The sequence below is a fragment of the Massilia sp. DJPM01 genome, from assembly GCF_030348125.1.
In the GTDB taxonomy this organism is placed as follows: domain Bacteria; phylum Pseudomonadota; class Gammaproteobacteria; order Burkholderiales; family Burkholderiaceae_D; genus Telluria_A; species Telluria_A frigida.
The window spans coordinates 35,414-60,552 of the sequence record NZ_JAQOZV010000019.1 but is presented as its reverse complement, the minus strand read 5'-3'; the positions used below and the strand labels follow the sequence as shown (position 1 = coordinate 60,552).

The window sequence follows — 25,139 nt, the reverse complement described above, 5'->3', positions numbered from 1 at the left end:
ATGCAGTCCCTGATAAAGCCAATGACGAGAACATGAGACGATTTGAATTGAACGATGGCGTGTCCAGCAAATTCTGGGAAGTCACGCAAGATGGCAGCAGCGGCAAGGCGCAGACCAAACATCACCCTGACGTGGCAGGAGCCGCGGTGGCGATGGATAAACTGATACGCGAAAAAACCGGAAAGGGCTACGTCGAAACCGGCGCCGGCACCGTTGTGCAGGCAGCCACGCCCGCGCCGCTGCCCGCCATAGCACCAGCGCATGAACCAGCGCCCGTGCCACCAGCCGGCATCGCGCCATGGCTTGCGGTGTCGCCCTTGATCGATGTGCCGCCCGCACTGATGGCGCTGGCCCTGCCGACGCGCCAGTACCCTGGAACGCCACCGGTGCTCGACGCCGACAAGAGCTGGACACGATTCCTGAAACGCGCACGGGAAGTGCCGCGCATTGATGCCAAACACTGCTGTCCTTTGCGCAAAGAGGCAATCGTTGAAGCGACAATCCGTATTGAACAGGGCTTGCGCAGCGGTTCGGCCGCGTCCGACGTCATTCTGCTGGCTGCGTCGACCGTCTTCGACCGGGAGAACGCCGTTTGCGCCGACACGAACTTCCTCGACTTCCTGGTGGCGGAAAAAGGGCTTCCCTACGCCTTGCTCACTTTAATTGAGCTGGAAAAAATCAATATCGATCTGGGCGCGTCGCACCGGCATGAAATCTCCATGTGGAATGCGGAATATCGGTCTTCTGAAGGAACATTCGGCGCGTATTCCAACGTCGAACTGGCGCTGCGCACCCATCTCGTCCATGCGCCGCAGGACGTATGGCAAACATGCGTGCAGATCGTGCGCGATAAGCTGAACGATATTCCGCTCAGGCGGCAGCCATTATTCCCCGTGTTGCTACCCGATGCGCCCGAGCTGTCCGACGCCATGGTCCAGCGCGGCGACTATCTGCACGACATGACTGGATGGCTGCGCATGACCGTGCGCGAGCCCGAAAGCCTGGCCTTGCTCGACAGCGTCAGCGCTACCTACACCCTCTTTTATGACAAGCCGGCATTCATCGCCACGGCGATCAGGGACCGCGGCGTCGATGCGATAGCAGTGCTCAAACATGGCGTGAGCGTCGGGATCACCGCCGATGCCATCGCCGGTATCGGCACGCCGGACGCCATCCGCGCACTCGCACTGGCCTGCGGCATGGACAACGGCAGTCCCTCCCGGCTCGCAGCGGCAGCGAAGCGCTGGCCATGGGCGGCCCTTGCCGGCTTGAGCGAACTGCTCGGCCACGACAAGCAAGCCCCTGGTTTGGCGCGGTCGGCCTTGAGCCGCCTGGTTCCCGACCATATTGCAGACCTGCCCGCGTTGCGCCCATGGCTTTCGCCCGCCGCGCTCACCGTGCTTGACGATATGGCGGCGCGCTTCTGCGCTCCGGGCGACATGGCCCACAATGCCGATTTACCGGCGGTGCTCCAAAACCCGCCATGGATGGCGGCCCGCAAACCACGCCCCAAGGCGCTCCATCTGGCACCTTTGCTCCTGCCGCCGGTCGAACGCTGGAGCGCCGAAGAGCGCCAGTCGGTGCTCGACGAGAGGCGCCATAAATATAACCCGTATGAACAGACCAGCTTTGTCACGCCGGCCGATCTGATTACCGCCGGCGATGTCGATGCTGTCGTCGCGCTGTGGAAAACGCACCAGAACCCGCGCATGAACCTCCATGCCGAAGTGCGGCTGATTGCCGATCTGCCGCCGCCGTTCAACAAGGCTGTGTGGACGGCGTTGGCAAAGCACGAGTTCAATTCCCCCGGATATGCGATCGCCACGCTTGGCCTGGATTGCCTGCCGGGCCTGGTCACCATGTGTGAACTACGGCCGCAAGAAGACTTGTGCTACGCGCTGCACTTCGGCGCCGTGGAGCTGGCGTTCCCGGTCGCGCACGCAATGGCGACACTGAAGAACAAGCCTGCCCGCGCAATCGCGCGCCGCTGGCTTCTGGCCAACCCGGAACACAGCGCCTGTGCACTGATCGCACCTGCCTTGGGCAAGGCCGGCAAGGCGCGCGCCGCCGCCGCCGCCGCACTGCGCCTGCTGGCTGACAATGGCCACGGCCAGGTAGTGACGGACGTCGCGCGCCGTTATGGGATCGCGGCGGTCGACAGCGCCATGAAAGCGATGCTCGACGAAGGCCCGCTCGACCTCCATCCTGCCAACATCCCCACCCTGCCGGGCCTGTGGGCGCCGCGCAGCTGGTACCGACCTCGCCTGCGCAGCAACGGCAAACCATTGTCCGACGAGGCGCTCGGCCTGATCGGCATCATGCTGCAATTCCCGCGCAGCGAGGGGGTGTATGCCGGGCTCGAACAGGTGCGGCAAGCCTGCACGCCGGCGTCGCTGAACGCCTTTGCATGGGACCTGTTCCGCGCCTGGCTCGACCTCGGCGGCGACCCAACCGAAAAATGGGCGTTGACCGCCCTCGGCGTCTTCGGCAACGACGACAGCGCCCGCAAGCTCACGCCGCTGATTCGCGCATGGCCTGGCGAAAGCCTGCATGCGCGCGCCGTGATCGGACTCGATGTGTTGGCCGGCATCGGGACCGACCTGGCGCTGATGCTCCTGAACGGCGTCGCGCTCAAGCTCAAGTTCAAGGCGCTGCAGGACAGCGCGCGCGAAAAAATCAAGCTGATCGCCGACGCGCGCGGCCTGACGCAGGAGGAACTGGAAGACCGCCTGGCGCCCACGTTGGGACTGGACGATCAAGGCTCGCTGCTGCTCGATTTCGGTCCGCGCCAGTTCCGGGTTGGCTTCGACGAAGCGCTGAAACCATTTGTGCGCGACGCCGGCGGCATGCGCCTGACCGACCTGCCCAAGCCGAACAGGAGCGACGATACCAACCTGGCGGCAAGCGCTGTGGATACCTACAAGCTGCTCAAGAAGGATGCCCGCAGCATCGCCGCGCAACAGGTAAAACGGCTGGAAGCGGCGATGTGCTCGCGCCGCCGCTGGGACGGCGACGCCTTTCTCGCGCTGCTGGCCAGGCATCCGCTGGTGCGGCACCTGGTCCAGCGCCTCGTATGGGGCGTCTACCAAGCCGATTCGTCTTGCGGGGGGCGCCTGGCCGGCTGCTTTCGGGTCGGCCCCGACGGCGCGCTGACGGACGCCGCCGACGACGCCTACGTCATGCCGCCAGGGGCGCGCGTCGGCATCGCGCATGCGCTCGAGCTGCCCGCCAGCGATGCGGACGCATTCGGCAAGCTGTTTGCGGATTATGAATTGCTGCAGCCCTTCCCCCAGATCGGCCGCGAGACATATGCGTTGACGCAGGACGAACTGGCCACCGATGAACTGCTGCGCTGGGTGCACCTGGAAATGCCGGCCGACCGTCTGATGGGTTTGACGAACAAAGGCTGGCATCGGGGAAAAGCACGCGACGCCGGTGGCATCTGGGCTTACAACAAGGATATCGGCGCGGGGTGGAGCGTGGAGCTGGGGATCTATCCGGGCCTGGACGTGAATAACCTCAACGACAACTCGGAACAGACTTTACAGGCGGTCAAGGTCGGCACGATCAACCAATGGGGTGACATCGGCACGCCGCAGCCGCTGTCGGTGCTCGATCCGGTTGCCGCCAGCGAGCTGATTCGCGATCTCGAATTGTTGCGCGCATGAGAAAAGACGTTATTATCTCGGCAAACCCACAGCCGGTGCACGACAACCCTTCATGAGTCGGACCACAACAATGAGCAAAACCAAAACCGCAGCGATGCAGCGCCCACCGGCCGAAATCCAGTACGCCGGCGAGCTGGCCACGCTGGCCAAGGGCGACAAGGCGCCACGCCCGCCCGGCTGGGCCCTGAGCCTGAACGCGGCGCGCGCCTTCATCAGCGGCGACGAGGCCCTTGGCATCGAACGCAAGGTGGTGGCGCCGGTCGCCGCCATCGAGCGCATGCTGGTGACCCTGGCCACCGGGCGCGGGCTGATGCTGGTCGGCGAACCGGGCACCGCCAAATCGATGCTGTCGGAGCTGCTGGCTGCCGCCGTGTGCGGGCGCTCCACCCTCACCATCCAGGGCGGCGCCTCGATCACCGAGGACCAGATCAAGTACTCGTGGAACTATGCGCTGCTGATCAACGAAGGTCCGAGCCCGCGCGCGCTGGTGCCGGCGCCGCTGTACCACGGCATGCGCGACGGCCTGATCGTGCGCTTCGAGGAAATCACGCGCGCCCCGCTGGAAGTGCAGGACTGCCTGCTCGGGATGCTGTCGGAGCGCGTCATGGCGGTGCCCGAACTGGAAAACGAGCACGCCATGCTGTACGCGCGCGAGGGCTTCAACATCATCGCCACCGCCAATACGCGCGACCGTGGCGTCAATGAAATGAGCGCCGCGCTCAAGCGGCGCTTCGACTTCGAAACCGTGTTCCCGATCCTCGACTTCGGACACGAACTGGCGCTGGTGGAACAGGCCTCGGCCCGCCTGCTCGAGCGCAGCGGCATTCCGCACCGGGTGCCGGGTCCCATCCTCGACCTGCTGGTATCGACCTTCCGCGACCTGCGTTCCGGCGGTGGCAAGGGCGCACCGGACGGCATGGACAAGCTGTCCGCCGTGATGTCGACCGCCGAAGCGGTCAACGTGGCGCATGCGGTCGGCGTGCGCGCCTGGTTCCTGGAGCAGCGCGCCGGCAACGCGGCCGACCTGGTCGACTGCATCGCCGGCACCGTGGTCAAGGACAATCCGGACGACCGCGCCAAGCTGCGCCGCTATTTCGAGCAGCGCGTCGCACGGCGCGATGGCAACCACTGGCGCGAATACTTCAACGCGCGCCACCGCCTGCCGTGACACCGGCTTCGCAGCGCGAGCCGCTGATCATCGGCGTGCGCCACTTCAGCCCCGCCTGCGCGCGCCTGGTGGTGCAGCGCATTGCCGAACTGCGTCCGCGCCACGTGCTGATCGAAGGTCCGGCCGACTTCAATGCGCGCCTTGGCGAACTGGCGCTGCCGCACCGGCTGCCGGTGGCGATCTACAGCTACTTCTCGGCGGCCGAAGACGCGGTTGAACGGCGCGCCTCGTGGTCGCCGTTCGCGCTGCATTCGCCCGAATGGCAGGCCATGCGGGCGGCGCGCGAGTGCGGCGCGCAACTGCGCTTCATCGACCTGCCGGCCTGGCACGACGCCTTTGCGCACATCATGAACCGCTACGATGACGACGCTCCCGACGCGGCGGCAGCCTACGAAGACGCCTTGTGCCGCGCAATGGCGATCGACGGCCGCGACTGCCTGTGGGACCACCTGTTCGAGGGCGAGCTGGCGGCCGATGAACTGTCGGCCCGGCTCGACGTGCACTTCGCCCATCTGCGTGCTGGCGCCCCCGGTTCGCCGGGCAACCAGGCGCGCGAAGCGATGATGGCGCGCCACATCGCCTGGGCCATGCACCAGGACGACGGCCCGGTGGTGGTGGTCTGCGGTGGCTACCATGCGCCGGCACTGGCGGCGCTGTGGCGCACAATTGCCGCCGCCGATTGCGCCAGCGAGCCGCCGGTACCAATCCCACCGGGCGCGCCCGGCCTGCGCTATGGTTCCTATTTGGTGCCCTACCATTTCAAGCGCCTCGACGCGTACGACGGCTACGCCTCCGGCATGTCCTCGCCCGCCTGGTACGAATGGACATGGACGCTCGGCCTGGCCGGCGCCGGCAAGGAACTGCTGCGCACCGTGCTGGCGCGCCTGCGCGCGAAAAAACTGCCCGCCTCCACCGCCGACGTGATTGCGATTCACAGCCGCGCCATGGGCCTGGCACGCATGCGCGCGCATCCGACGCCGCTGCGCAGCGACTGGCTCGATGCGCTGGCCGGCAGCCTGGTCAGCCAGGCGCTGGACGTACCCCTGCCCTGGACCTACCGCAGCCGCGTGCGCGCGGGCACCGATGCGGCGCTGGTGGAAGTGATGGCGGTGCTGGCCGGCGACGCCGTCGGCGAACTGGCGCCCGGCACGCCGCAGCCGCCGCTGGTGGCCGCGGTCGACCTTGAACTGTCGGCGCTCGGAATTGTTGTTCCAAGCCAGGTCAGCATCGACCTGCTCAATCCGGCCCAGCGTGCGCGCAGCCGCGCGCTGCACCGCCTGGCCATGCTCGACATTCCTGGCATCGTCCGCACCACGGGACCTAAGCTGGCTCTCGGGCGCGGCCAGCAAGAAACCTGGGACGTGCGCGCACCGCTCGGACAGCGCGCCGCCCTGATCGAAGCAGCCACCTACGGCGCCACTCTGCACGACGCGGCCCGCGCCCGCCTCGAAGAAATCCTGCGCCAGCGTCCCGCCGGCAGCAGCCGTATCGGCGCCATTACCGACGCCCTGAACCGCGCCGCCTTTGCCGGCCTGGCCGATGTGAGCGAACGCCTGCTCGCCGAACTGCACGACGCCATTGGCCAGGAAACGCACTTCGGCGAACTGGGTGGCCCGATGCAGGTACTGTTTGCCTTGTACCGCCACGGCGACGCGCTCGGCGTGAGCGGCAGCGCGGTGCTGCAAACAGCCATCGGCGCCGCCTTCGACCGCGCCCTGTGGCTGGCGGAAGCGGCCGGCGGCGTGGCGCCGACGGAGCAGGATGCGCACGTCGCCACCTACAGCGCCATCGCCATGCTGGTGCGCGAAGCACGCGCCACCGCGCTGCCCGGCGTCGAAGCGTTGCGCGCGCTTGCCGTATGCCGGCGCGTGGCCGCCAGCGCCGACGCGGCGCCCGTCAGCCGTGGCGCGGCACTGGGCCTGCTGCTGGCCAGCGATGCCGATCCCGATGGCGGCGACCTGGCCAGCGAACTGCTCGCCTCCCTGCCCCCGTCCATGGTGGGCGACGCGCTGGCCGGCCTGCTGGCACTGGCGCGTCAGTGCCTGTGCGAAGACGCGCGCTTCGTCAGGGCGCTCGACGCGCTGGTGCGCACTTTGGACGACGCCGACTTCGTGCTGGCGCTGCCGGCGATGCGCGCCGCCTTTACCTGGCTGCCAACCCAGGAACGCGGCGCGCTGGCGGCCGATGTGCTCAAGCTGCACGGCGCCGGCCATCGCTCGCAGCGCTCCCTTACCGGCCGCCTCGCCACGGCGCCCGAACTGCTGGCGCGGCACGACGCGCTCGAACGCGCCGCCATCGAGCGCCTCGCCATCTGGGGAATCGCACCATGAGCGCCCCATTGACGCTGCCCGATCCGCTGGTGCGCTGGCGCCTGCTGCTGGGCGAAGCCGCCGAATGCTGCATCAATTGTCCGTCCGGTGCGGCCAGTGCCGCCGACGAGGCCCTGGAGTGGCTGTACGGGCGCGATCCCGAGCGACTGGCGCGCGGCGAACGCCAGCAGTCGCAGGACCGTACCGGCTCGCCCGACGGCGCGTCGGTACTGAGCACGCCCGACTGGATCAACGCCATCCACGAATTGTTCCCGCAAGAGGTGATCGAGCGGCTCGAACGCGACGCGGTCGAGCGCTTTGGCATCGATGACGTGGTGACCAACCTGGAAGTGCTGGAGCGGATCGAACCATCGGAGACGCTGCTGCGCGCCGTCCTGCACACCAAGCACCTGATGAACCCCGACGTGCTGTCGGCGGCGCGCCGCCTGGTGGCGGAAGTGGTGCGCCGCATCATGGAAAAACTGGTGACCGAAGTGCGCCAGGCGTTTGGCGGCAGCCGCGACCGACGGCGCCCGTCGCGCATCGCGGCGGCCGCCAATTTCGATTTCAAGCGCACCGTGGCCGGCAACCTGAAACACTGGGACCCGGAGCGGCGCAAGCTGTACATCAAACGGCCGGCCTTCATCAGCCGCGTCAAGCGCCACGCCGAGCGCTGGGACATTATCCTGCTGATCGACCAGAGCGGCTCGATGGTCGATTCGGTGATTCACTCGGCGGTGATGGCGGCCTGCCTGTGGCAGTTGCCCGGTATGCGCACTTCGCTGATCGCCTTCGACACCGCGGTGGTGGACCTGACGGCCGATGTGTCCGACCCGGTCGAACTGCTGATGAAAGTGCAGCTCGGCGGCGGCACCAATATCGCCGGCGCGGTGGCGTACGCGCAGTCGCTGGTGGTTAATCCGCAGCGCACGGTGGTGGTGCTGGTCAGCGATTTTTACGAAGGTGGGCATGACACGGAACTGGTCAGGCGCGTACAGGCGCTGGTGTCGGCTGGCGCCACCGTGCTGGGCCTGGCGGCGCTCGATGCTGCCGCCAATCCGAGCTACGACCGCGAGACGGCGGCGCGCCTGGTACGCGTTGGCGCTCACGTGGGCGCCATGACGCCGGGCCAGCTGGCCGCCTGGCTGGCGGAGAAAATAGCGCAATGAGCACCCGCACCGATTTGCTGGAACTGAGCGTGGATGCGCTGACCGCCTTGTCGAACGCGGGGTTTGTAAAACGCGCGCAGAAAGATGTGGTCGAGGGCAAGCTGCCCGAGATCGAGCAGCAGCCCGACGGCACCGTGCTGGCGCGCTACGCCGATGGCGTGACGACCACCCTGCCACCCGGCCTGCCGCTGCGCGAGGCACGCTGCAGCTGCCCCGCCACGGGCCTGTGCCGGCACCGGGTGACCCTGGTGCTGGCGTATCAGTCCACATACGCCGGCGGCGCCACCGAGGCAGTGGCCGACGCAGCGCCGTGGTGCCCGTCGACCCTGGCCGGCGCGGTCGATCTGCTGCCGCGCACGACGCTCGAGCAGGCGCGCCGCATGGCGGCCGCGCGCCCGGCGATCCGGCTCACGGCCGGGTCAACGCCGAATGCGCGCCTGCCGATGTGCGACGTGCGCTTTTTGTCGCGTACCAGCCTGGCGCTGGCGCGCTGCGACTGCAAGCAGGCCGAGAACTGCGCGCACATTGCGCTGGCCGTGTGGGCCTTTGCGCAGGGCGAGCGCCAGCAGAGCGGCTTTGCCAGCATGACGGTGGAGCTGGATCTGGCTCCCGACGCAGCGCGGGCGCCGGTGCAGGATGGCGGCAGCGCGGTCGAGGCGATCGTGGCGCTGGCGTCCCAGCTCTGGCTCGACGGCACCAGCCAGAGTCCCCTGATCCTGGACACGCGCTTCGAAAAGGCGCTCCAGGAAGCCAGCCAGCTCGGATGGCGCTGGGTGGTCGAAGCGCTGACCCAGCTGCGCCAGGCGGTCGCGGGCCAGCATGCGCGCGCCAGCAACGCCGATCCGGCCACCCTGCTGCATCTGGTGTCGATGCTGATGGCGCGCCTTGGCGCGGCGCGCGCGCGCACGCCCCTGCCGGCCAGCCAGATCCTGGGCATCGGCGTCTCCGGCGAAGTGGCGCTCGATCACCTGCGCCTGGTGCCAATGGGCAGCCAGTGCTGGTCCGACGAGGCGGCCGACGGCGTGCGCATGATCTGGGCCGATCCCGACACCCTGTCCGTCACCGTCATGGAAAAAAGCTGGCCACGCGCGGCGCCAGGCGCCACCGCCGTTGCCCTGCGCGAGCGGCGCCTGGTCGGCATGCCGCTGCACCGGCTGGCGGCCAGCCAGATCGTCACCAACGCGGCCAGGCGGCGCGCCAACGGCCTGCTCACGGTCGGCACCGGCGCGACCCAGACCTCGGCGCTGCCGCTGTCGGGCGGCGCCTGGGACAGGCTGGCAAGCCCGCTGCGCCAGCCGGATGTGGCAAGCCTGCGCGCGCACCTGCGTTCCCTGCCGCCCGATTTCGTGCGTCCGCTGCACGCGATCGAGCATGTGCATATGGTGCCGGTGGCGGCAGTCATCGACTGCCTGTGGGATGCCGCCAGCCAGACGCTGTGCGCGCGCGTGCGGGTGGCCGGCGACGATGACGATCTCTTGCTGCTGCGCCTGCGGCACGATGCGGCGGCTCCCGGCGCCGTCGATGCACTGGCGCGCGCGCTGGCTGACGGACCGCTGGCGGTGGCGGGCAGCGTGTCGAGCGAGGCGGGACAAGTGAGCATGACGCCGCTGGCGGTACTGACCGCGCACGGCTTGCAGGTGCCGCAACTGGCGGCGCAAGGCGCGCCCATGCCGCTGGCCAGCGCCAGCGCCGGGGACAAGAGCGCGCTGCATGAACTGCTGGAAGGGACGATCAATCTGCTGGCGCAAAACCTGCGCCAGGGATTGCGGCATCAGGGCGATGCCGCCTTGCTGCGCGCCAGCGAGCAGGCGGCAGCCCTGCGCGTGGCGGGCTTGACGCGTTGCGCCAGTGCCCTGAGCGAAGCGCTGGAGAGCGTGAAAAGCAGCGACGCCGGGGTGCTGCCGGAACGGCTGGCAGCGCTGTACGCGCTGCTGCACACCCTGGCCAGCGATAGCTAGCCGGCCAGCGCCGACTGAAAATCGTCGAGCAGGTCGGCGCTATCTTCGATGCCGACCGAGACGCGGATCAGCGATTCGGCGATGCCCATGCTGGCGCGCCGCTCGGCGCCCATCTCGTAGAAGATCGTATGCGACACCGGAATCACCAAGGTGCGCGTATCGCCCAGGTTACTGGCGGAGATACCGAGCTTGAGGCGGTTGAGATAATCGAAGCAATCGATGCCGTCTTTCAGTTCAAAGCTGAACAGCGAACCGTACGCCTTGAACAGATCGCTCGACAGCGCATGCTGCGGGTGCGATTCCAGGCCCGGGTAATACACCGCCGCCACGCGCGCGTCGGCTTCGAGCATGCGCGCGACCGCCAGCGCATTGGCCGATGCGCGCTCCATGCGCAGCGCCAGCGTTTCCGCCCCTACCGCGATGTGGTGCGCCGCTTCCGGCGCCAGCGAGGCGCCAAAGTCGCGCAGGGCCTTGGCACGCAACTGCGCCATGCCCCACTGCGCCGGCGCATTGCGCTTGTAGTTGGGCGCAATGTTCGGGAACCCGCTCCAGTCGTACTCGCCGGTGTCGGTCAGGCTGCCGCCAAGCGCATTGCCGTGGCCTCCGATCGACTTGGTCAGCGCGTTCACCACCAGCCCCGCACCGACCGTTTTAGGCCGGAACAGGTAGGGCGAGGTCATGGTGTTATCGACCACGAACAGAATCCCGCGTTGCTTGCACAACTGCCCGATGCGCGCCAGGTCCGCCACCTGCGTGCGCGGGTTGGCGATGGTTTCGACGAACACCAGACGCGTGGCGGGCGTCAGCGCCGCTTCCACGTTGGCCACGTCAGTCGCATCGGCAAACGCCACCTCAACGCCCTGCCCGGCCGCCGTTTGCCAAAGGCTGTTGGTGTTCCCGAACAGGAACGAGGACGACACGATATGGTCGCCGGCGCGCAGCAGCGCCTGGAACACGGCGCCAATGGCCCCCATCCCGGTCGCGAAGCACAAGGTGGAGACGCCATCTTCCATCTTCGTGATCTTGTCTTCGAGCGCGGAGATGGTCGGATTGCCCTGGCGGCCGTAGCGAAAGCCCGGCTCCTTCCCCTGGAACACCGACGCCAGCTGGCGCGCGTCGTTGTAGCCGAAGGTCACCGAGGTATGAATCGGCTTGTGCAGCGACCCATGCTCGATCGGCTTTTGCCGGTCGTTGTGCAGGATGGTCGTGGTGAAGCCGTAGCTTTTCTTCTCGCTCATCAGTTACTCGGCGGTCGCCAGGTTCAGGTTCAGCTGGGTGCGTGCCGCATCCTCGGCCGGGGCGGCCTTCGGATTGTGGCGCGCGAATTCCAGCCGGTCCAGGTAGGCGGGCGTGACGTCGCCGGTCACGTACACGCCGTCGAAGCAAGATGCCTCGAAGCTGGTCAGCGCCGGGTTCACGTCCGAGATCGCGCGCTTGAGCGCATCGATATCCTGGTACACCAGGGCGTCGGCCGTGATCTCGCGGCAGACTTCCTCGGTGCTGCGGCCGTAGGCGATCAGTTCATCGCGGGTCGGCATGTCAATGCCGTACACGTTCGGGAACAGCACCGGAGGCGCGGCCGATGCGAAGAACACATTGCGGGCGCCCGCTTCACGCGCCATCTGCACGATTTCCTGGCTGGTGGTGCCGCGCACGATCGAGTCGTCGACCAGCAGCACGTTCTTGCCCTTGAATTCGGAACCGATCGCGTTGAGCTTCTGGCGCACCGACTTGCGGCGGATCGCCTGGCCCGGCATCAGGAAGGTGCGGCCGATGTAGCGGTTCTTGATGAAGCCTTCGCGGTACTCGACGCCCAGTTTCAAGGCCAGCTGGATCGCGGCAGGACGCGAGGAATCGGGAATCGGCATGACCACGTCGATCTCGCCCGACTTGAATTGCTGGCGCACCTTGTCGGCCAGGTACTCGCCCATTTTCAGGCGGGTGGCGTAGACCGAGGCGCCGTCGAGGATCGAATCCGGGCGGGCCAGGTACACATACTCGAACGCGCATGGATTCAACGACGGATTGTCGGCGCACTGGCGTTCGTGCAGCTTCATGTCCATGTCGATGAACACCGCTTCGCCCGGCGCGATATCGCGCAGGAAGCGAAAGCCCATGCCTTCCAGCGCCACCGATTCGCTGGCCACCAGGTACTCGGTGCCGTTGTCGGTTTCGTTGGTGCCGATGCACAGCGGACGGATGCCGAACGGATCGCGGAAGGCGAGCAAGCCGTGCCCGGCGATCTGGGCGACGACGGCGTAGGCGCCGCGCACGCGCCGGTGCACCGCGGCGACCGCCTTGAAGATCGAATCGGGATCGAGCGTGAAGCCGGTGGTCGATTCCTGGATTTCATGCGCCAGCACGTTGAGCAGCACTTCCGAGTCGGAGTCGGTGTTGATGTGACGGCGGTCGTTGCGGAACATCTCGGACTTGAGCTGTTCCTGGTTGGTCAGGTTGCCGTTGTGCGCGAGCGTGATGCCGAACGGCGCGTTCACGTAGAACGGCTGCGCTTCTTCCTCGCTGGACGAACCGGCGGTCGGATAGCGGCAATGGCCGATGCCCGAGTTCCCCTGCAGCGAACGCATATTGCGCGTGCGGAAAACGTCGCGCACGAGGCCATTGGCCTTGTGCATGGAAAACATATTGGAATGACTGGTTGCGATTCCCGCCGCATCCTGACCGCGGTGCTGCAACAGCAGCAAAGCGTCATACAGCACTTGATTGACGGGGTTATTCGAGACGACGCCGACGATGCCACACATGGTGCGCTCCTAGAGACTGGACCTACTGATTTTAAAAAATGTCAAAACTGAACATGCCGCGCCAAATCAGCGGGCAACAATGTCTTTACCATCCGCGCGCCCTCTTCCGCCATGGGGCTCGATACCGCCTTGGTCCAAAAGGCCTGCTTGGGCAGCTCGGTCATGCCGCACAAGATGACAGCGGCCAGCACGATCACAAGCCCGCGCGCGAGCCCGAACGCAGCGCCCAGCAGGCGGTTCGCCGGGCTCAATCCCGTGGCCTTGACCATCAGGTCGACCGCCATCATGACAAGTCCCATCAGGATGCGGGTGCCGAGGAACAGCGCCACGAAGGCGACCATCAGGCGCACCGTTTCGCCGGGGATCACCGACAACATGGGCGCGAGCCTGGCGCCGTAGGCGTTGGCGACGACGAAGGCCACCACCCAGCTGATCAGCGACAGGATTTCCTTGACCAGACCGCGCAGCGTGCCGATGATGAGCGACGAAATGAGGATCACCAGCACCACATAATCGAACTCGGTCACCGCGCATCCGCCCGAACGTGTGTCATCAACCCGGAACCATGATGCCCGACAGTCCCATCTTGCTTAACTTGGCGCGCACTTTTTCGGCTTCATCCTTGCTGAACGGGCCCACCTGCACGCGAATCCGGTCGCCCGACTGGGTCGGTATCTTGTGCGTGAACGAGCGGATGCCGGCGCCACTCAATTTGGCCTGCAATTCGTTGACTTTTTCCTGGGTGGCCAGCGCGGCGACCTGCACCACGAAGCGCTGGTTTTCGTCGACAGCCTTCTCGGGCGCCTTGCCTTCGAGGATGGACATGGCGCGCTGCGCGTCCTGCACCGGCGGCTTGACGGCCGGCTTTTCCTTTTCCTCGGCCTTGGGCGGGGCCTTGACGACGGCGGGTTTTTCAGCCGGCTTGTCGACTGGCTTCTCCACCACTTTGTCGACGTGCTTGTCGGGCGCCTTCTCCACGTGCTTCGCTTCCGCGACCTTAGGTTCGGGTTTCGGCTCAGGCTTCGGTTTCTCGGGCTTGACCTCGGGCTTGGCGACCACTTTGGGCTCGGGCTTGACAACGGGTTTCGGTTCCGGCTTGACGACCGGTTTTACCTCGGGCTTCGTGACCGGCTTGACGGCGGGCTTGACCTCGGGCTTGGCCTCTTCCTTCGGCAGCGGCCTTTCTTTCGGCAGCGTCACCATCGGCACTGGCGGCACGTCGATGATTTCCTCGCGCTTGTCGAGCGCATCGGCGGCAGCCACGGCGCGCGGCTGCGCCTGCGGCGCGACCTTGTCCTTGGAGGGAATACGGATATCGATGTCGCCGGCCAGCGGCTGGGGTTCGGAATCGAGCACCATCGGCAAGCCGACCGCCACGCCAAGGGCCAGCGCGACGGCGCCTACCAGGCGGCGGCGCGCACGTTTTTTCTCGGGCAGCACGGGATCGGCAGCGGCGCGCGCATCCTTGCCGCGGCGGGCGCCAGGCTCGCCTGCGGAAGATGCGCGTTTGGAACGGGCACGGGCGGCGACGCTGTCGTCGTCCGACTTGGAATAATAGCCACTATCTTCCGTGGATTCTTGCTTGTTTTTATTGAGGAACGAGAACAAGCCCATGCGTTTTTCTTCAGTGATGTGAGATTTTTCGGGCAGCCATCACACCGGCGACGGTGTAGAAGGAGCCAAAGACCACAATTCTATCATTCTCCCCGGCTCGACTCATTGCATTTGCAAAAGCCTGGGCCGGATCGGCGAAGGTGGTGACGCTGCGTTCGCCCGGTTTGGCGTCGCCCGCCGGCAGCGCCGCCAGGGTAGCGGCCAGCGTTTGCGGGTCGGCGCTGCGCGGCGATGGCAGGTTGGCCACGCACCAGTGGTCGACATGGGGCGCCATCGGAGCGACCACGCCATCGATATCCTTGTCCTGCATGATGCCGAAAACGGCATACGTGTAGGGATGGAAGCCCATGTTGCCGAGGTTCTGGGCCAGGGCCGATGCCGCGTGCGGATTATGGGCGACGTCGAGGATGACGGTCGGGCGTCCCGGCAGCACCTGGAAGCGCCCCGGCAGCTCGACCACCACCAGCCCGGTGCGCACTTCCTGCGCGCCCACCGGCAGCTCGAAGCGCAGCACTTCCAGCGCGGCCAGCGCGGCCGAGGCGTTGAGCAGCTGGTTGGCGCCGCGCAGGCTCGGGTAAGCCAGCGAATTGCGGCGCTGTTCGCGCCCGCCATAGTTCCACTGCTGCTTGTCGCCGGAATAATTGAAGTCGCGGCCCAGCAGCCAGAGGTCGGCGCCGATCGCTTCGGCGTGTGCGATCAGGGACGGCGGCGGCACCGGGTCGCTGCAGATGGCCGCTTTACCCGGGCGGAAAATGCCGGCTTTCTCGAACCCGATCTCCGCGCGCGTGGTGCCGAGGAAGTCGGTGTGGTCGATATCGATCGAGGTGACGATGGACACGTCGGCGTCGATCACATTGACCGCATCCAGACGCCCGCCCAGGCCCACTTCCAGGATCGCCACGTCGAGCGTTGATCCGGCCAGCAGGTGCATGATGGCCAGGGTGGTGAATTCGAAGTACGTCAGGTCGATGTCGCCGCGCTGCGCTTCGACCGCGTTGAAGCTGGCGATGAGGGCGTCATCGGACGCCATGTCGCCATTGATGCGGGCGCGCTCGTTGAAGTCGAGGAAGTGCGGCTTGATGTACAGGCCCACCTTGTAGCCGGCGCGCAGCAGGATCGCCTCTAACATCGAGCAGGTCGAGCCCTTGCCGTTGGTGCCGGCCACCATGATGACCGGGCATCTGAACGCCAGATCAAGGCGCTCCTTGACCTGGCGCACGCGCTCGAGGCCCATGTTGATGTGGACTTCGGCGTGGCGCGATTCGAGCAGGGCCAGCCAGGCGGGCAAGGTGGTGGGGAGTGTGGACATGAAAAGAGCCTGTAAAAACAACGGCGGCTCATGGGAGCCGGGCATGCATGCCCGTCCGCCATGAACCGCGATAAAACAACTGGCGTCAACCAGTCAGAATAGTCGATCAGGCCAGGACTTCAACCGCCTGGTCTTGCAGCAGCGCGAGCAGGCGCGCGATTTCTTCGCGCATCTTGCGGCGGTCGACGATCATGTCGACCGCACCCTTGGTGACCAGGAATTCGGCGCGCTGGAAGCCTTCAGGCAGCTTTTCGCGCACAGTGTTCTCGATCACGCGCGGGCCGGCAAAGCCGATCAGCGCTTTCGGCTCGGCGATGACGACGTCGCCCATGAAAGCGAACGAGGCCGATACGCCGCCCATGGTCGGGTCGGTCAGCACGCTGATGAACGGCAGCTTTTTCTCGGACAGCTTGGTCAGCATGGCCGTGGTTTTCGCCATTTGCATCAGCGACAGCAAGCCTTCCTGCATGCGCGCGCCGCCGGTGGCGGTGATGCAGATGAATGGCACTTTTTGCTCCAGCGCGATCTGGGCGCCGCGCACGAAGCGTTCGCCGACCACGGAACCCATGGAGCCGCCCATGAATTCGAATTCGAAGCAAGCCACGACCACCGGCAGGCTCATGATGGCGCCGCCCATGACGATCAGCGCATCGGTCTCGCCGGTCGCTTCCATCGCCGCTTTCAGGCGGTCGGGGTATTTTTTGCTGTCTTTGAACTTGAGCGTATCGACCGGCAGGGTTTCCTGGCCGATTTCATAGCGGCCGCCTTCGTCGAGCAAGCCATCGAGGCGCTCGCGCGCGCGGATGCGCATGTGGTGGCTGCATTTCGGGCAGACGTGGAGATTCGATTCGAGGTCGGTACGGTACAGGACGGCTTCGCAGGAGGGGCACTTGACCCACAGGCCTTCGGGCATGGTCTTGCGCGCGGCAGCGTCGGAACGCTGGATTCGTGGGGGCAGTAGTTTCTCTAACCAACTCATACATTCTCCTTCTGCGGCATCTTAGTGGTCGGTAGTTTAGCCGTTAAGACACTGCTTGTCGAACACAACGGAATGAAAATTACCTTTTAAACATTCTTTTCAGTCGTGGCATGGCGGTTGGATCGTCAACTCAGCAGCACGGTTCCCCGTGCGGCGCGACGGCGTGCGATGCGTTATGCTCCAGGCATGAATCCCTTGCATCCTAAAAAATTACTGCTTTCAAAATGGACAGCGCTGGCTCCCGTGAACCAGGAGAAGCATTTCATTGTCATCAAGGTGATCGAGTCCGAGCCGCCCGGCGAGGCCGTGGAATGGGTCGATCTCGATGCCGTGCACAGCCGGCAGACGCGGCGCATCGCATGCAAAACCCTGCGCGACGAAACGCAGTGGCGCCAGGGTTGGCTGTAAGGAAATCGCAGCCGGATCAATGACCCGGCTGCGTGCGGCGCTAGTAAATGCTCACTTGGCGCCCACTTGCGTCGGAGTGAGCACTTACTTTGCAGTCTTGGCGCAGGCGCTGCCGCCCAGTACCGGCACCTGGGAAGCGGCGCTGCCGCTGGTGCCCTGGAAGCCGAACTCGACAGTCTGACCCGGCTGGATGAGCGCGTTCCAGCCCACATTGCTCGCCGTGTACGGATTGCTGCCGCTCAAGACCGCATTCCACATGCTGGCCACTGTCGCGCCATCGGAGTAGGTCCAGCTCACGCTCCAGCCGTTCATGGCGCTGGTACCGCGGTTGGTGATCTGCACCGCACCGTTGAATCCACCCGGCCACTGGCTGCGCACCTGATACACGCACTGCTTGCTTGGGGGCGGGGTTGGCGGCGGTTCCACCGGTGGCGGCGGATCGATCGGCGGGGTCGTGGTTCCGCCCGGCACGCCCATGGCGATGCCGCGTCCGGCGGTACTCATATACACAACGCCGTAACGGTTCATGTCGCCGATGACGAACTGGCCATTGCCCGCTCCGCCGTACTGGTGGGCATCATCGTTGATGCGCACCCAGGTGGCGCCTGCATCGCCAGAGCGGTGCACGCCTTTGCCGCCGTTGACCGTCCCCCAGATAAACACCGTCGGGAAAGTCGCGCCCGCTGCGGCGGCGCCAAAGCCGACCGCGGCGGCGTAGCTCACGCTGCCGATGCTGCTGAAAGTGGCGCCCGAATCGGTCGAGCGGGCAAGACCCGCACCGTACAGCGGCACCCACAGCTCGCCTTCGCGGTTCGGCACCGCGCGGATCACTTTCGAGCCGCCCGACTGCAAGCTCGCTTTCGGGGCGAACGACACGCCGCCGTCGGTACTGACGAACATGCGCCCATTGTCATACGCGTAAAACTTGCGCGGATTGACGGCATCGGCCACTGGACGGGCAGCGCTCACGTTCAGGCCATTCACGGCGCTCCAGCTCGATCCGAAATCGGTCGAGCGGTAGCTGGTGGCCGAATTTTCCGGGCTGTGCAGCAAGACGGTGCCGTCGGACGAGAGCGCGACCTGGCCGTTCTTGCCGTTCATCGCCGCACTCTTCTTCCAACTGGTGCCGGTATCGGTCGAGTAATACATGGCCGGGTTATCGTTGCCGCCGGCGCGCACCAGCACCGAGGTCTTGCGCGCAGCAAAGTCGAGGCCGGTGGTGCTGCCGATCGATGGCGTGTGGATCGGCGCATAGCGGGTCGGATCGGTATGGCGGAAACCATCGTAGTCGCCAATGGCCGATACCAGCGGTCCGCCCGGGATGCTGACCAGGTTGAGCGGCACGGTTTCTTCCAGCCCGGCCACGTTGAAGGTCCAGGTGGCCGGGGTGGCGTTGATATTGGCGGTCTTGAAGATGCCGTTACCGGACGACACCCACGCCGCCTTGGTATCGAAAGGATCGAGCTCGACCGTTCCAGCCCAGTGGATCGCCTTGTCGCCGACCCAGGACACGCCCGCACTCTCCTTGGCGAAGCCGCGCTGGACCACGTCGGTCCAGCTGGCGCCGCCATTGGCCGAGGTGTAGATGCGGTCGCCCCAGGCATTGCCCTGCTGCTGGTAGGTGTTGATGGTCGAGGCCACCAGATTGTTCGGATTGTCGGGCGCCACGCTGATGCCGCTGAACGCCGAGCTGATGCCCGATGGCGTGACATTGGTCCAGGCGCCGGTGCCGACGTTGTACTTCCAGATCTGGCCGCGGTCCATCGGTTCCGGCTGGGCCCAGTGGCCGTGCGGACCGGCGCCGTTGGCGTAGGTGAGGTACAGGGTGCCGTCGCTGGCGCGCGCCACGCGCTGCGGCATCAGGTCGGTCGGCGCGCCGGTGACGGGCGCAAAGGTCTTGCCGCCATCGTTGCTGCGGTACAGATTGGGAGCCACGTAGCCGAAGCGCGACACGCCGACCACGATGCGCTGGGCTGCGCCACCCACCACGCTGGCCGGATCGAGCGCGACGAAGCTGATGCCGTTTTCGTTCGGGGTCGTGGTCACGTCCAGGCCGCTCACGCGGGCCCAGGTGGCGCCGCTGTCGCTACTTATGAACAAGCCGTTGGCGCGGGTGCCCACGTACAGGATGTTGCTCGAACCGGGATCGAACTGCAGGCGCTCGCCAGTCTGGCGGCCCATGCCGTTGCCGTGCGCCTTGAACAGGGCCGTCACATCGGTCTTGATGAAGGTTTTGCCGTAATCCGAAGAACGCAGGATCATGGTCTTGCCATTGTTGAAGTAGCTGATGCCGGCCAGCATGTAGACCTTGGCCGGATTTTTCGGGTCGAGGGCGATCGATTCGACGCCGAGCAGGCCCGTTTCATCATCCGACGCCCAATCGATCAGCGGCACCCAGCGCGCGGCGGTATTGTCCCAGCGATAAGCGCCGCCGACATCGGTGCGGGCGTAAGCCAGGCCTTTTTGGGTCTTGCTCGGAATCACCGCCGAGACGAAGCCACCGCCGCCCATGGCGACGCTGTTCCATTGGTAAGTTTCGGACGCGGCGCAGGCCGGTGTGGAGGCGGCGGCGCACAGGGCGCAAGCCGCTGCAATCGTCGAGAGTCGATGCATGAAGGTCATGGGATTCGCTTTTCTTGTTGGCGTGGAAAATGAAAACGTTTGCACACGTTAGCGAAAGCATGCTATGCCCCGTATGTACGGGTGTCTAATCTTTATTTTGAAAGCATTTGACAAAACAATGGACGAATTAGCATGGTTTACAAGCAAAAAATACAGTCCATAAGCAAGAGACGATTGCGTGGAATAAGGCGGCGACCAAGACGAGCATCCGGGCACTTGCCGGTTCGCTTTTGCCTGCACGGCGGTTTGCCAGGTCTGACGCGGAAACGATCGACACGACAGCAAAAAGATCATGTGCGCTGTGCTATATCTTCGATTAAGATTGCATTTTTTTTAACGGAGAGTTCATGAACACCTACCGCACAGCCATCCTGTCGGCCGTCCTCAGTCTGGCCGCTGCCGCGCCCGCGTACGCCGCGACGACCGCACGCGGCACGGTCAGCAATATCGGTTTCGAGCTGATCGATCTCGATCTGAACGACGGCATCACGCCTTCGCTCAATTTCAACGTCACGGGCGGTTATTATTTTGAAGATCCGTACACGGAATTGAAGCTGGCCGACCAGCGCAGCGGCTACACCGACACGCAGCGGCACAACGAGACCATGTCTGAACCGTACCAGCGCAGCGCATCGTATGCACCCTCCGCCGGCACGGCGCTGAATGCCTAGGCAGGCGTGAGCGGCCACTTGTTGGACGGCTTGGTGATGCAGGCGCAGGCCAGCAGCGCGGGTGGCGAGGCCGAGGCCACCAGTCTCGCCACCTCGGGCCACGTTCATTTCATCCCGTCCCCGAACACCGCGGTGCGCATCACGGCCGACCTGTACGCAAGCGCGACGCGCGCCCCGGGCCTGATCGACGGCGGCTCGTATGCCGACGTGCACTTCCTGATTTTCCAGGACGTTCCCGAGTCGTCCAGCTACTCCCGTCCGGACGAGCACCTGGCCGCCACCTACATGCCTGACGAGAGCACCACCAGCCTGTTCCAGGCCACCCATGTGGACTATGTGCTCAACAACCGCTCGAGCGCCTCGATCACCAATATGGTGACCTTCAACGCGATGGCCTCGGCCCACACCCTGGCTACCTCGCCGGTGCCGGAACCGGCTACCTACGGGATGCTGCTGGCTGGCCTTGGGGTACTGGCGGCAACGGCGCGCCGCCGCCGCCGCTAACACCGGGCCCTGGCCGGCCTGAAGCGGCTGCCTGAGCGGAAGCGGCTGCCAAGCCGCCAAAAAGCAGGCAGCGCGCTTCGGGCCGAAGTCAGCGATCGAGCGCGCTGCGGATGCCCGCGACGAAACGCTGCACGGCCTCCACCGCCTGGTCCTTCGGCGTCGCCTCGATCTCCTGGATGATGCGGCTGCCGATCACCACCGCGTCGGCCACCTGCGCCACCGCCCTGGCCGTTTCGCCATCGCGAATCCCGAAGCCCACCCCGATTGGCAGCTTGACACGCTCGCGGATCGGCGCCAGGCGGCGCGCCACATCGTCCACATCGATATTGCCCGCGCCCGTGACGCCCTTGAGCGACACGTAATAGCTAAAGCCGCTGCCGAACTTGGCCACCTGCGCGATGCGCTCCGGGGTCGACGTGGGCGCCAGCAGGAAGATCAGATCGAGCTCGCTGGCACGCATCGCCGTGGCGAATTCCTCGCATTCCTCGGGCGGATAATCGACCACGATGGCGCCATCCGCGCCCACCTCTTTGGCCCGCGCGATGAAGGTATCGGTACCAATGCGCTCGATCGGATTGGCGTACCCCATCAGCACCACCGGCGTGCTCTGGTTCGTTTTGCGGAACTCGCGCACGAAGCCAAACACGTCGCCGATACCGACATTGAACTTGAGCGCGCGTTCGCAGGCGCGCTGGATGACCGGGCCTTCGGCCATCGGATCGGAAAACGGCACACCCAGTTCGAGGATGTCGGCGCCGCCGGCAACGAGGGCGTGCATCAGCGGCACGGTCATTTCCGGGCCCGGGTCGCCCGCCGTGATGAAGGTGACGAGCGCGGTTTTTTTACTGGCCGCCAAAGCGGCAAAGGTTGGTGCGATTCTGGACATGGCGATGCTTTCTTGTAGTGTGGTCGAAAAGGTCGGGCTTCAGAAAACAACTGAATTGAAAAATCAGCTGAAATCGAGCCCCATCCGCTCCGCCACCGTGTGCATGTCCTTGTCGCCGCGGCCCGACAGGTTCACCAGGATCAGCTCATCCTTGGGCAGCGTGGCCGCCAGCTTGGCCGCATAGGCCAGCGCGTGCGACGATTCCAGCGCCGGGATAATGCCTTCGATATGGCAACAGTCATGGAACGCCTGCAACGCTTCGTCATCGGTCACCGAGACGTACTGCGCACGTCCCAGGTCCTTCAACCATGCGTGCTCCGGCCCCACGCCCGGATAATCCAGGCCCGCCGATACCGAATGGGTCTCGATGATCTGGCCATTCTCGTCCTGCAGAAGATAGGTGCGGTTACCGTGCAACACGCCCGGAATGCCGGCCGTGAGCGAGGCCGAATGCTTGCCCGAATCGAGGCCTTCGCCGGCCGCTTCCACGCCAATCAGCTTGACGTTCTTGTCGTCGATGTAAGGATAAAAAATCCCCATCGCGTTCGAGCCACCGCCGATACAGGCGACCACGTAGTCGGGCTGGCGTCCGGCCAGTTCCGGCATCTGCACCAGGCATTCCTCGCCGATGACCGACTGGAAATCGCGCACCATCATCGGATACGGGTGCGGACCGGCCACCGTGCCGATGATGTAGAACGTATTTTCGATGTTGGTGACCCAGTCGCGCATCGCTTCGTTGAGCGCGTCCTTGAGCGTTTTGGAGCCCGATTCCACCGGCACCACGGTCGCGCCCAGGAGCTTCATGCGGTACACGTTCTGGGCCTGGCGCTTGACGTCTTCGCTGCCCATGTAGACCACGCATTCGAGCCCGAAACGGGCGCAGATGGTGGCCGTGGCCACGCCGTGCTGGCCGGCGCCGGTTTCGGCAATGATGCGCGGCTTGCCCATGCGCTTGGCCAGCAATGCCTGGCCGATCACGTTATTGATCTTGTGCGCGCCGGTATGGTTCAGGTCTTCGCGCTTGAAGAAAATCTGCGCCCCGCCCTGCTGCTCGGACCAGCGCTTGGCGTGGTAAATCGGCGATGGGCGGCCGACGAAGTGCTTGAGCTCATAGCGGAATTCGTCGAGGAATTCGGGATCATGGCTGTATTTGGCGTACGCTTCTTTCAGCTCGGCCAGCGCGTGGGTGAGCGTTTCGGCGACGAAGGAACCGCCGTACGGGCCAAAGTGGCCGCGCGCATCGGGCAGCTGGTAGTCGGTGGTATGGAAAATCGGGGCGGCAGGGCCGCGCGCAGGTGCGTCTTTCATGGGAGTGCTCGCTTTTCAAAGGTGATATCGGCAGGCCGGCCGCAGCCGCGAAGGCAGCGGTCCATGGCTGGCAAAACAGGGGGCGTGACCAGCCCCGCGTCAATCGCGTTTAGTACGCCCGAGCCACCACACAAAACGACCCGAGGCGCGCGTTCTTTTGGAATGAGAAACCAATCGCAGCCTTTCCTGCACCACCGTGGATGTCATCTGCGCAAGGGCGGTACCCCGCTGCGGGCAACTGGTAGTGCGGTATTGTTGAACGTATTCTAGCAAATCGGCGCCGCTTGTGGTGGCGCCGACGCAGCAGGCGGTTCAGGCCCCGTGATCGGCCATCCGTACGGCGCCGGTGAAGGCGTCGATCTTGGCGCCATCCTTGATGCCCTTGCCCTGTTCGACGCCGCTGCTGATGTCGACCGCATACGGACGCACCTGGCGCACCGCGCCGGCCACCGTGTCAACCGTCAGGCCGCCGCTCAGTACCACGCGCGGGGCCAGTTCGGCTGGAATGACGGCCCAGTCGAAGACCTTGCCGGCGCCGCCGTAAGCGTCCACGAAGGTATCAAGCAGCAGGCTGGAAAACAACGGGCTGGCGGCGCGGCACAGCGCCTCTTCGGCCAGCAGGTCGGCGCCGGTGGTCTCGGGCCGCACGCGGAACACGCGCATGAACGGCCGTCCAACGGCAGCAGCGATAGCGGCGCACTCTTCCACCGTTTCGTCGCCATGGAACTGCAACTGCGCAAACGGCGCCACGGCGGCAACCGCCCTCACCTCGTCGATGCTGGCGTTGACGAACAGCGCCACCGTGGAGACCAACGGCGGCACGGCCGAGATCAAGGCGCCGGCCTGCGCGGCCGTCACGGAGCGTGGGCTTTTCGGATAGAACACGAAGCCGAGTGCATCGGCGCCGGCGGCCACCGCGGCCTGGACGTCTTCAGGGCGGGTCAGCCCGCAAATCTTGATGCGTGTGCGTTGCATGCGTGGCCTCAGAACCAGGGCAGTGGACGGGCCGCCTCGTGCGGCAAGCCCCATTTGGGATCGTAGTCGATCTTGGCCAGATACAGGCCATCGGGCATGAAAGTGGGCGCGGCGTCGTTGCGGTCGCGCCCTTCGAGCACGTCGCGCAGCCATCCAGGCGCATGCCGTCCCTGGCCGACATAGATCAGGGAGCCGATCAGGTTGCGCACCATGTGATGCAGGAAGGCGCTGGCGCGCAAGGTGAACACGATCACCTCGCCGTGCCGCTCGATGTTCACCGCGTGCATCTGCTTGACCGGCGACTTGGCCTGGCATTGCGAGGAACGGAAAGCCGAAAAATCGTGGGTGCCGACCAGGCATTGGGCGGCGGCGCGCATCAGGTCCACGTCGAGCGGGCGAAACACCCAGCCGGCGCGGCCCACCAGTAGCGGCGAGCGGATCGGATTGTTGTACAGGACGTAGTGATAGGTGCGCGCAAAGGCGGCGAAGCGGGCGTGGAACTCCTGCCCCGGATGCTCGGGCACTTCGGTGGCCCAGCGCACGGCGATCGCGTCGGGCAAAAAGGCGTTCACGCCGCGCACCCAGGATTGCATGCCGCGCGAGAGGCCGGTGTCGAAGTGGACCACCTGTTCGAGCGCGTGAACGCCGGTATCGGTACGGCCGGCGCAGGTGGTACCCAGCTCGACGCGCGCGAATTTTTCGAGCGCGATTTCGAGCCGGTCCTGCACCGTGTTGCGGTCTGGCTGCTTCTGGTAACCGTTGAAGGCGGTACCGTCGTACTGGACTCCCAGTGCTATTCGCTTCAATCTAGATCCAGTAACAGCCG

General features: G+C 65.5%; 18 protein-coding genes and 1 pseudogene. 8 read left to right on the top strand and 11 right to left on the bottom strand.

All coding sequences use genetic code 11. From position 1 onward, the window contains the following. Positions 1–32: 32 nt before the first annotated feature. The 5 genes from PO883_RS14300 to PO883_RS14280 all read left to right on the top strand — a co-directional run bounded on the left by PO883_RS14300 (position 33) and on the right by PO883_RS14280 (position 10,272). Positions 33–3,668, top strand: a complete 3,636-nt coding sequence (locus PO883_RS14300) for a WGR and DUF4132 domain-containing protein (RefSeq protein WP_289310372.1) — start codon at positions 33–35, stop codon at positions 3,666–3,668. Between the two features lie 70 nt (positions 3,669–3,738). After that, positions 3,739–4,836, top strand: a complete 1,098-nt coding sequence (locus PO883_RS14295) for an AAA family ATPase (protein ID WP_289310371.1) — start codon at positions 3,739–3,741, stop codon at positions 4,834–4,836. Then, complete coding sequence (locus tag PO883_RS14290; RefSeq protein WP_289310370.1) at positions 4,833–7,166, top strand: DUF5682 family protein; 2,334 nt, start codon at positions 4,833–4,835, stop codon at positions 7,164–7,166. Before PO883_RS14295 ends, PO883_RS14290 begins: the two co-directional genes overlap by 4 nt. Further along, positions 7,163–8,314: a VWA domain-containing protein gene (locus PO883_RS14285; protein ID WP_289310369.1), complete on the top strand. Its 1,152-nt coding sequence runs from the start codon at positions 7,163–7,165 to the stop codon at positions 8,312–8,314. The genes PO883_RS14290 and PO883_RS14285 overlap by 4 nt, the downstream gene beginning before the upstream one ends. After that, positions 8,311–10,272 carry an SWIM zinc finger family protein gene (locus tag PO883_RS14280; protein ID WP_289310368.1) on the top strand — a complete coding sequence of 654 codons (1,962 nt, stop codon included), beginning with the start codon at positions 8,311–8,313 and terminating at the stop codon, positions 10,270–10,272. The genes PO883_RS14285 and PO883_RS14280 overlap by 4 nt, the downstream gene beginning before the upstream one ends. On the opposite strand, the gene PO883_RS14275 is transcribed toward PO883_RS14280, so the two are convergent. The 6 genes from PO883_RS14275 to accD form a co-directional block, all read right to left on the bottom strand. Beyond that, positions 10,269–11,510: a cystathionine gamma-synthase family protein gene (locus tag PO883_RS14275; protein WP_289310367.1), complete on the bottom strand. Its 1,242-nt coding sequence runs from the start codon at positions 11,508–11,510 to the stop codon at positions 10,269–10,271. The genes PO883_RS14280 and PO883_RS14275 overlap by 4 nt on opposite strands. A gap of 3 nt (positions 11,511–11,513) precedes the next feature. Then, positions 11,514–13,034, bottom strand: coding sequence for an amidophosphoribosyltransferase (purF, locus tag PO883_RS14270; protein WP_289310366.1), 1,521 nt, complete (start codon positions 13,032–13,034; stop codon positions 11,514–11,516). A 41-nt stretch (positions 13,035–13,075) separates the two neighbouring features. Further along, positions 13,076–13,561, bottom strand: coding sequence for a CvpA family protein (locus tag PO883_RS14265; RefSeq protein WP_289310365.1), 486 nt, complete (start codon positions 13,559–13,561; stop codon positions 13,076–13,078). A gap of 25 nt (positions 13,562–13,586) precedes the next feature. Continuing rightward, a complete protein-coding gene (locus tag PO883_RS14260; RefSeq protein ID WP_289310364.1) occupies positions 13,587–14,648 on the bottom strand; it encodes an SPOR domain-containing protein in 1,062 nt (353 codons plus the stop codon). A gap of 10 nt (positions 14,649–14,658) precedes the next feature. Beyond that, positions 14,659–15,957 carry a bifunctional tetrahydrofolate synthase/dihydrofolate synthase gene (folC, locus tag PO883_RS14255; RefSeq protein WP_289310363.1) on the bottom strand — a complete coding sequence of 433 codons (1,299 nt, stop codon included), beginning with the start codon at positions 15,955–15,957 and terminating at the stop codon, positions 14,659–14,661. Positions 15,958–16,063: 106 nt separating this feature from the next. Next, a complete protein-coding gene (gene accD / locus PO883_RS14250) occupies positions 16,064–16,936 on the bottom strand; it encodes an acetyl-CoA carboxylase, carboxyltransferase subunit beta (protein ID WP_054263957.1) in 873 nt (290 codons plus the stop codon). 117 nt (positions 16,937–17,053) lie between these two features. Between accD and PO883_RS14245 the strand changes: the two genes are divergently transcribed. Next, positions 17,054–17,344: a TIGR02450 family Trp-rich protein gene (locus PO883_RS14245; RefSeq protein WP_289310362.1), complete on the top strand. Its 291-nt coding sequence runs from the start codon at positions 17,054–17,056 to the stop codon at positions 17,342–17,344. An 84-nt stretch (positions 17,345–17,428) separates the two neighbouring features. Here PO883_RS14245 and PO883_RS14240 read toward each other — a convergent pair whose 3' ends face one another. Then, positions 17,429–19,966: a cellulose binding domain-containing protein gene (locus PO883_RS14240; RefSeq protein ID WP_289310361.1), complete on the bottom strand. Its 2,538-nt coding sequence runs from the start codon at positions 19,964–19,966 to the stop codon at positions 17,429–17,431. Between the two features lie 347 nt (positions 19,967–20,313). On the opposite strand from PO883_RS14240, the gene PO883_RS14235 reads away from it, so the two are divergent. Continuing rightward, a complete protein-coding gene (locus PO883_RS14235) occupies positions 20,314–20,637 on the top strand; it encodes a hypothetical protein (RefSeq protein ID WP_289310360.1) in 324 nt (107 codons plus the stop codon). Positions 20,638–21,051: 414 nt separating this feature from the next. Continuing rightward, positions 21,052–21,141: pseudogene (locus tag PO883_RS35115) on the top strand (PEP-CTERM sorting domain-containing protein); the annotation flags it as partial. A gap of 88 nt (positions 21,142–21,229) precedes the next feature. Here the strand turns inward: PO883_RS35115 and trpA are convergent. The 4 genes from trpA to truA form a co-directional block, all read right to left on the bottom strand. After that, a complete protein-coding gene (gene trpA / locus PO883_RS14225) occupies positions 21,230–22,027 on the bottom strand; it encodes a tryptophan synthase subunit alpha (protein ID WP_289310358.1) in 798 nt (265 codons plus the stop codon). 63 nt (positions 22,028–22,090) lie between these two features. Further along, positions 22,091–23,338 (bottom strand): tryptophan synthase subunit beta, encoded by a 1,248-nt coding sequence (gene trpB / locus PO883_RS14220; protein ID WP_289310357.1) that lies wholly within the window; start codon positions 23,336–23,338, stop codon positions 22,091–22,093. Positions 23,339–23,650: 312 nt separating this feature from the next. Then, positions 23,651–24,313 carry a phosphoribosylanthranilate isomerase gene (locus PO883_RS14215; RefSeq protein ID WP_289310356.1) on the bottom strand — a complete coding sequence of 221 codons (663 nt, stop codon included), beginning with the start codon at positions 24,311–24,313 and terminating at the stop codon, positions 23,651–23,653. Between the two features lie 8 nt (positions 24,314–24,321). Continuing rightward, the gene (gene truA, locus PO883_RS14210) at positions 24,322–25,119 is read right to left on the bottom strand and encodes a tRNA pseudouridine(38-40) synthase TruA (RefSeq protein ID WP_289310355.1); all 798 of its coding nucleotides are present in this window, start codon (positions 25,117–25,119) and stop codon (positions 24,322–24,324) included. Between the last annotated feature and the right edge of the window lie 20 nt (positions 25,120–25,139).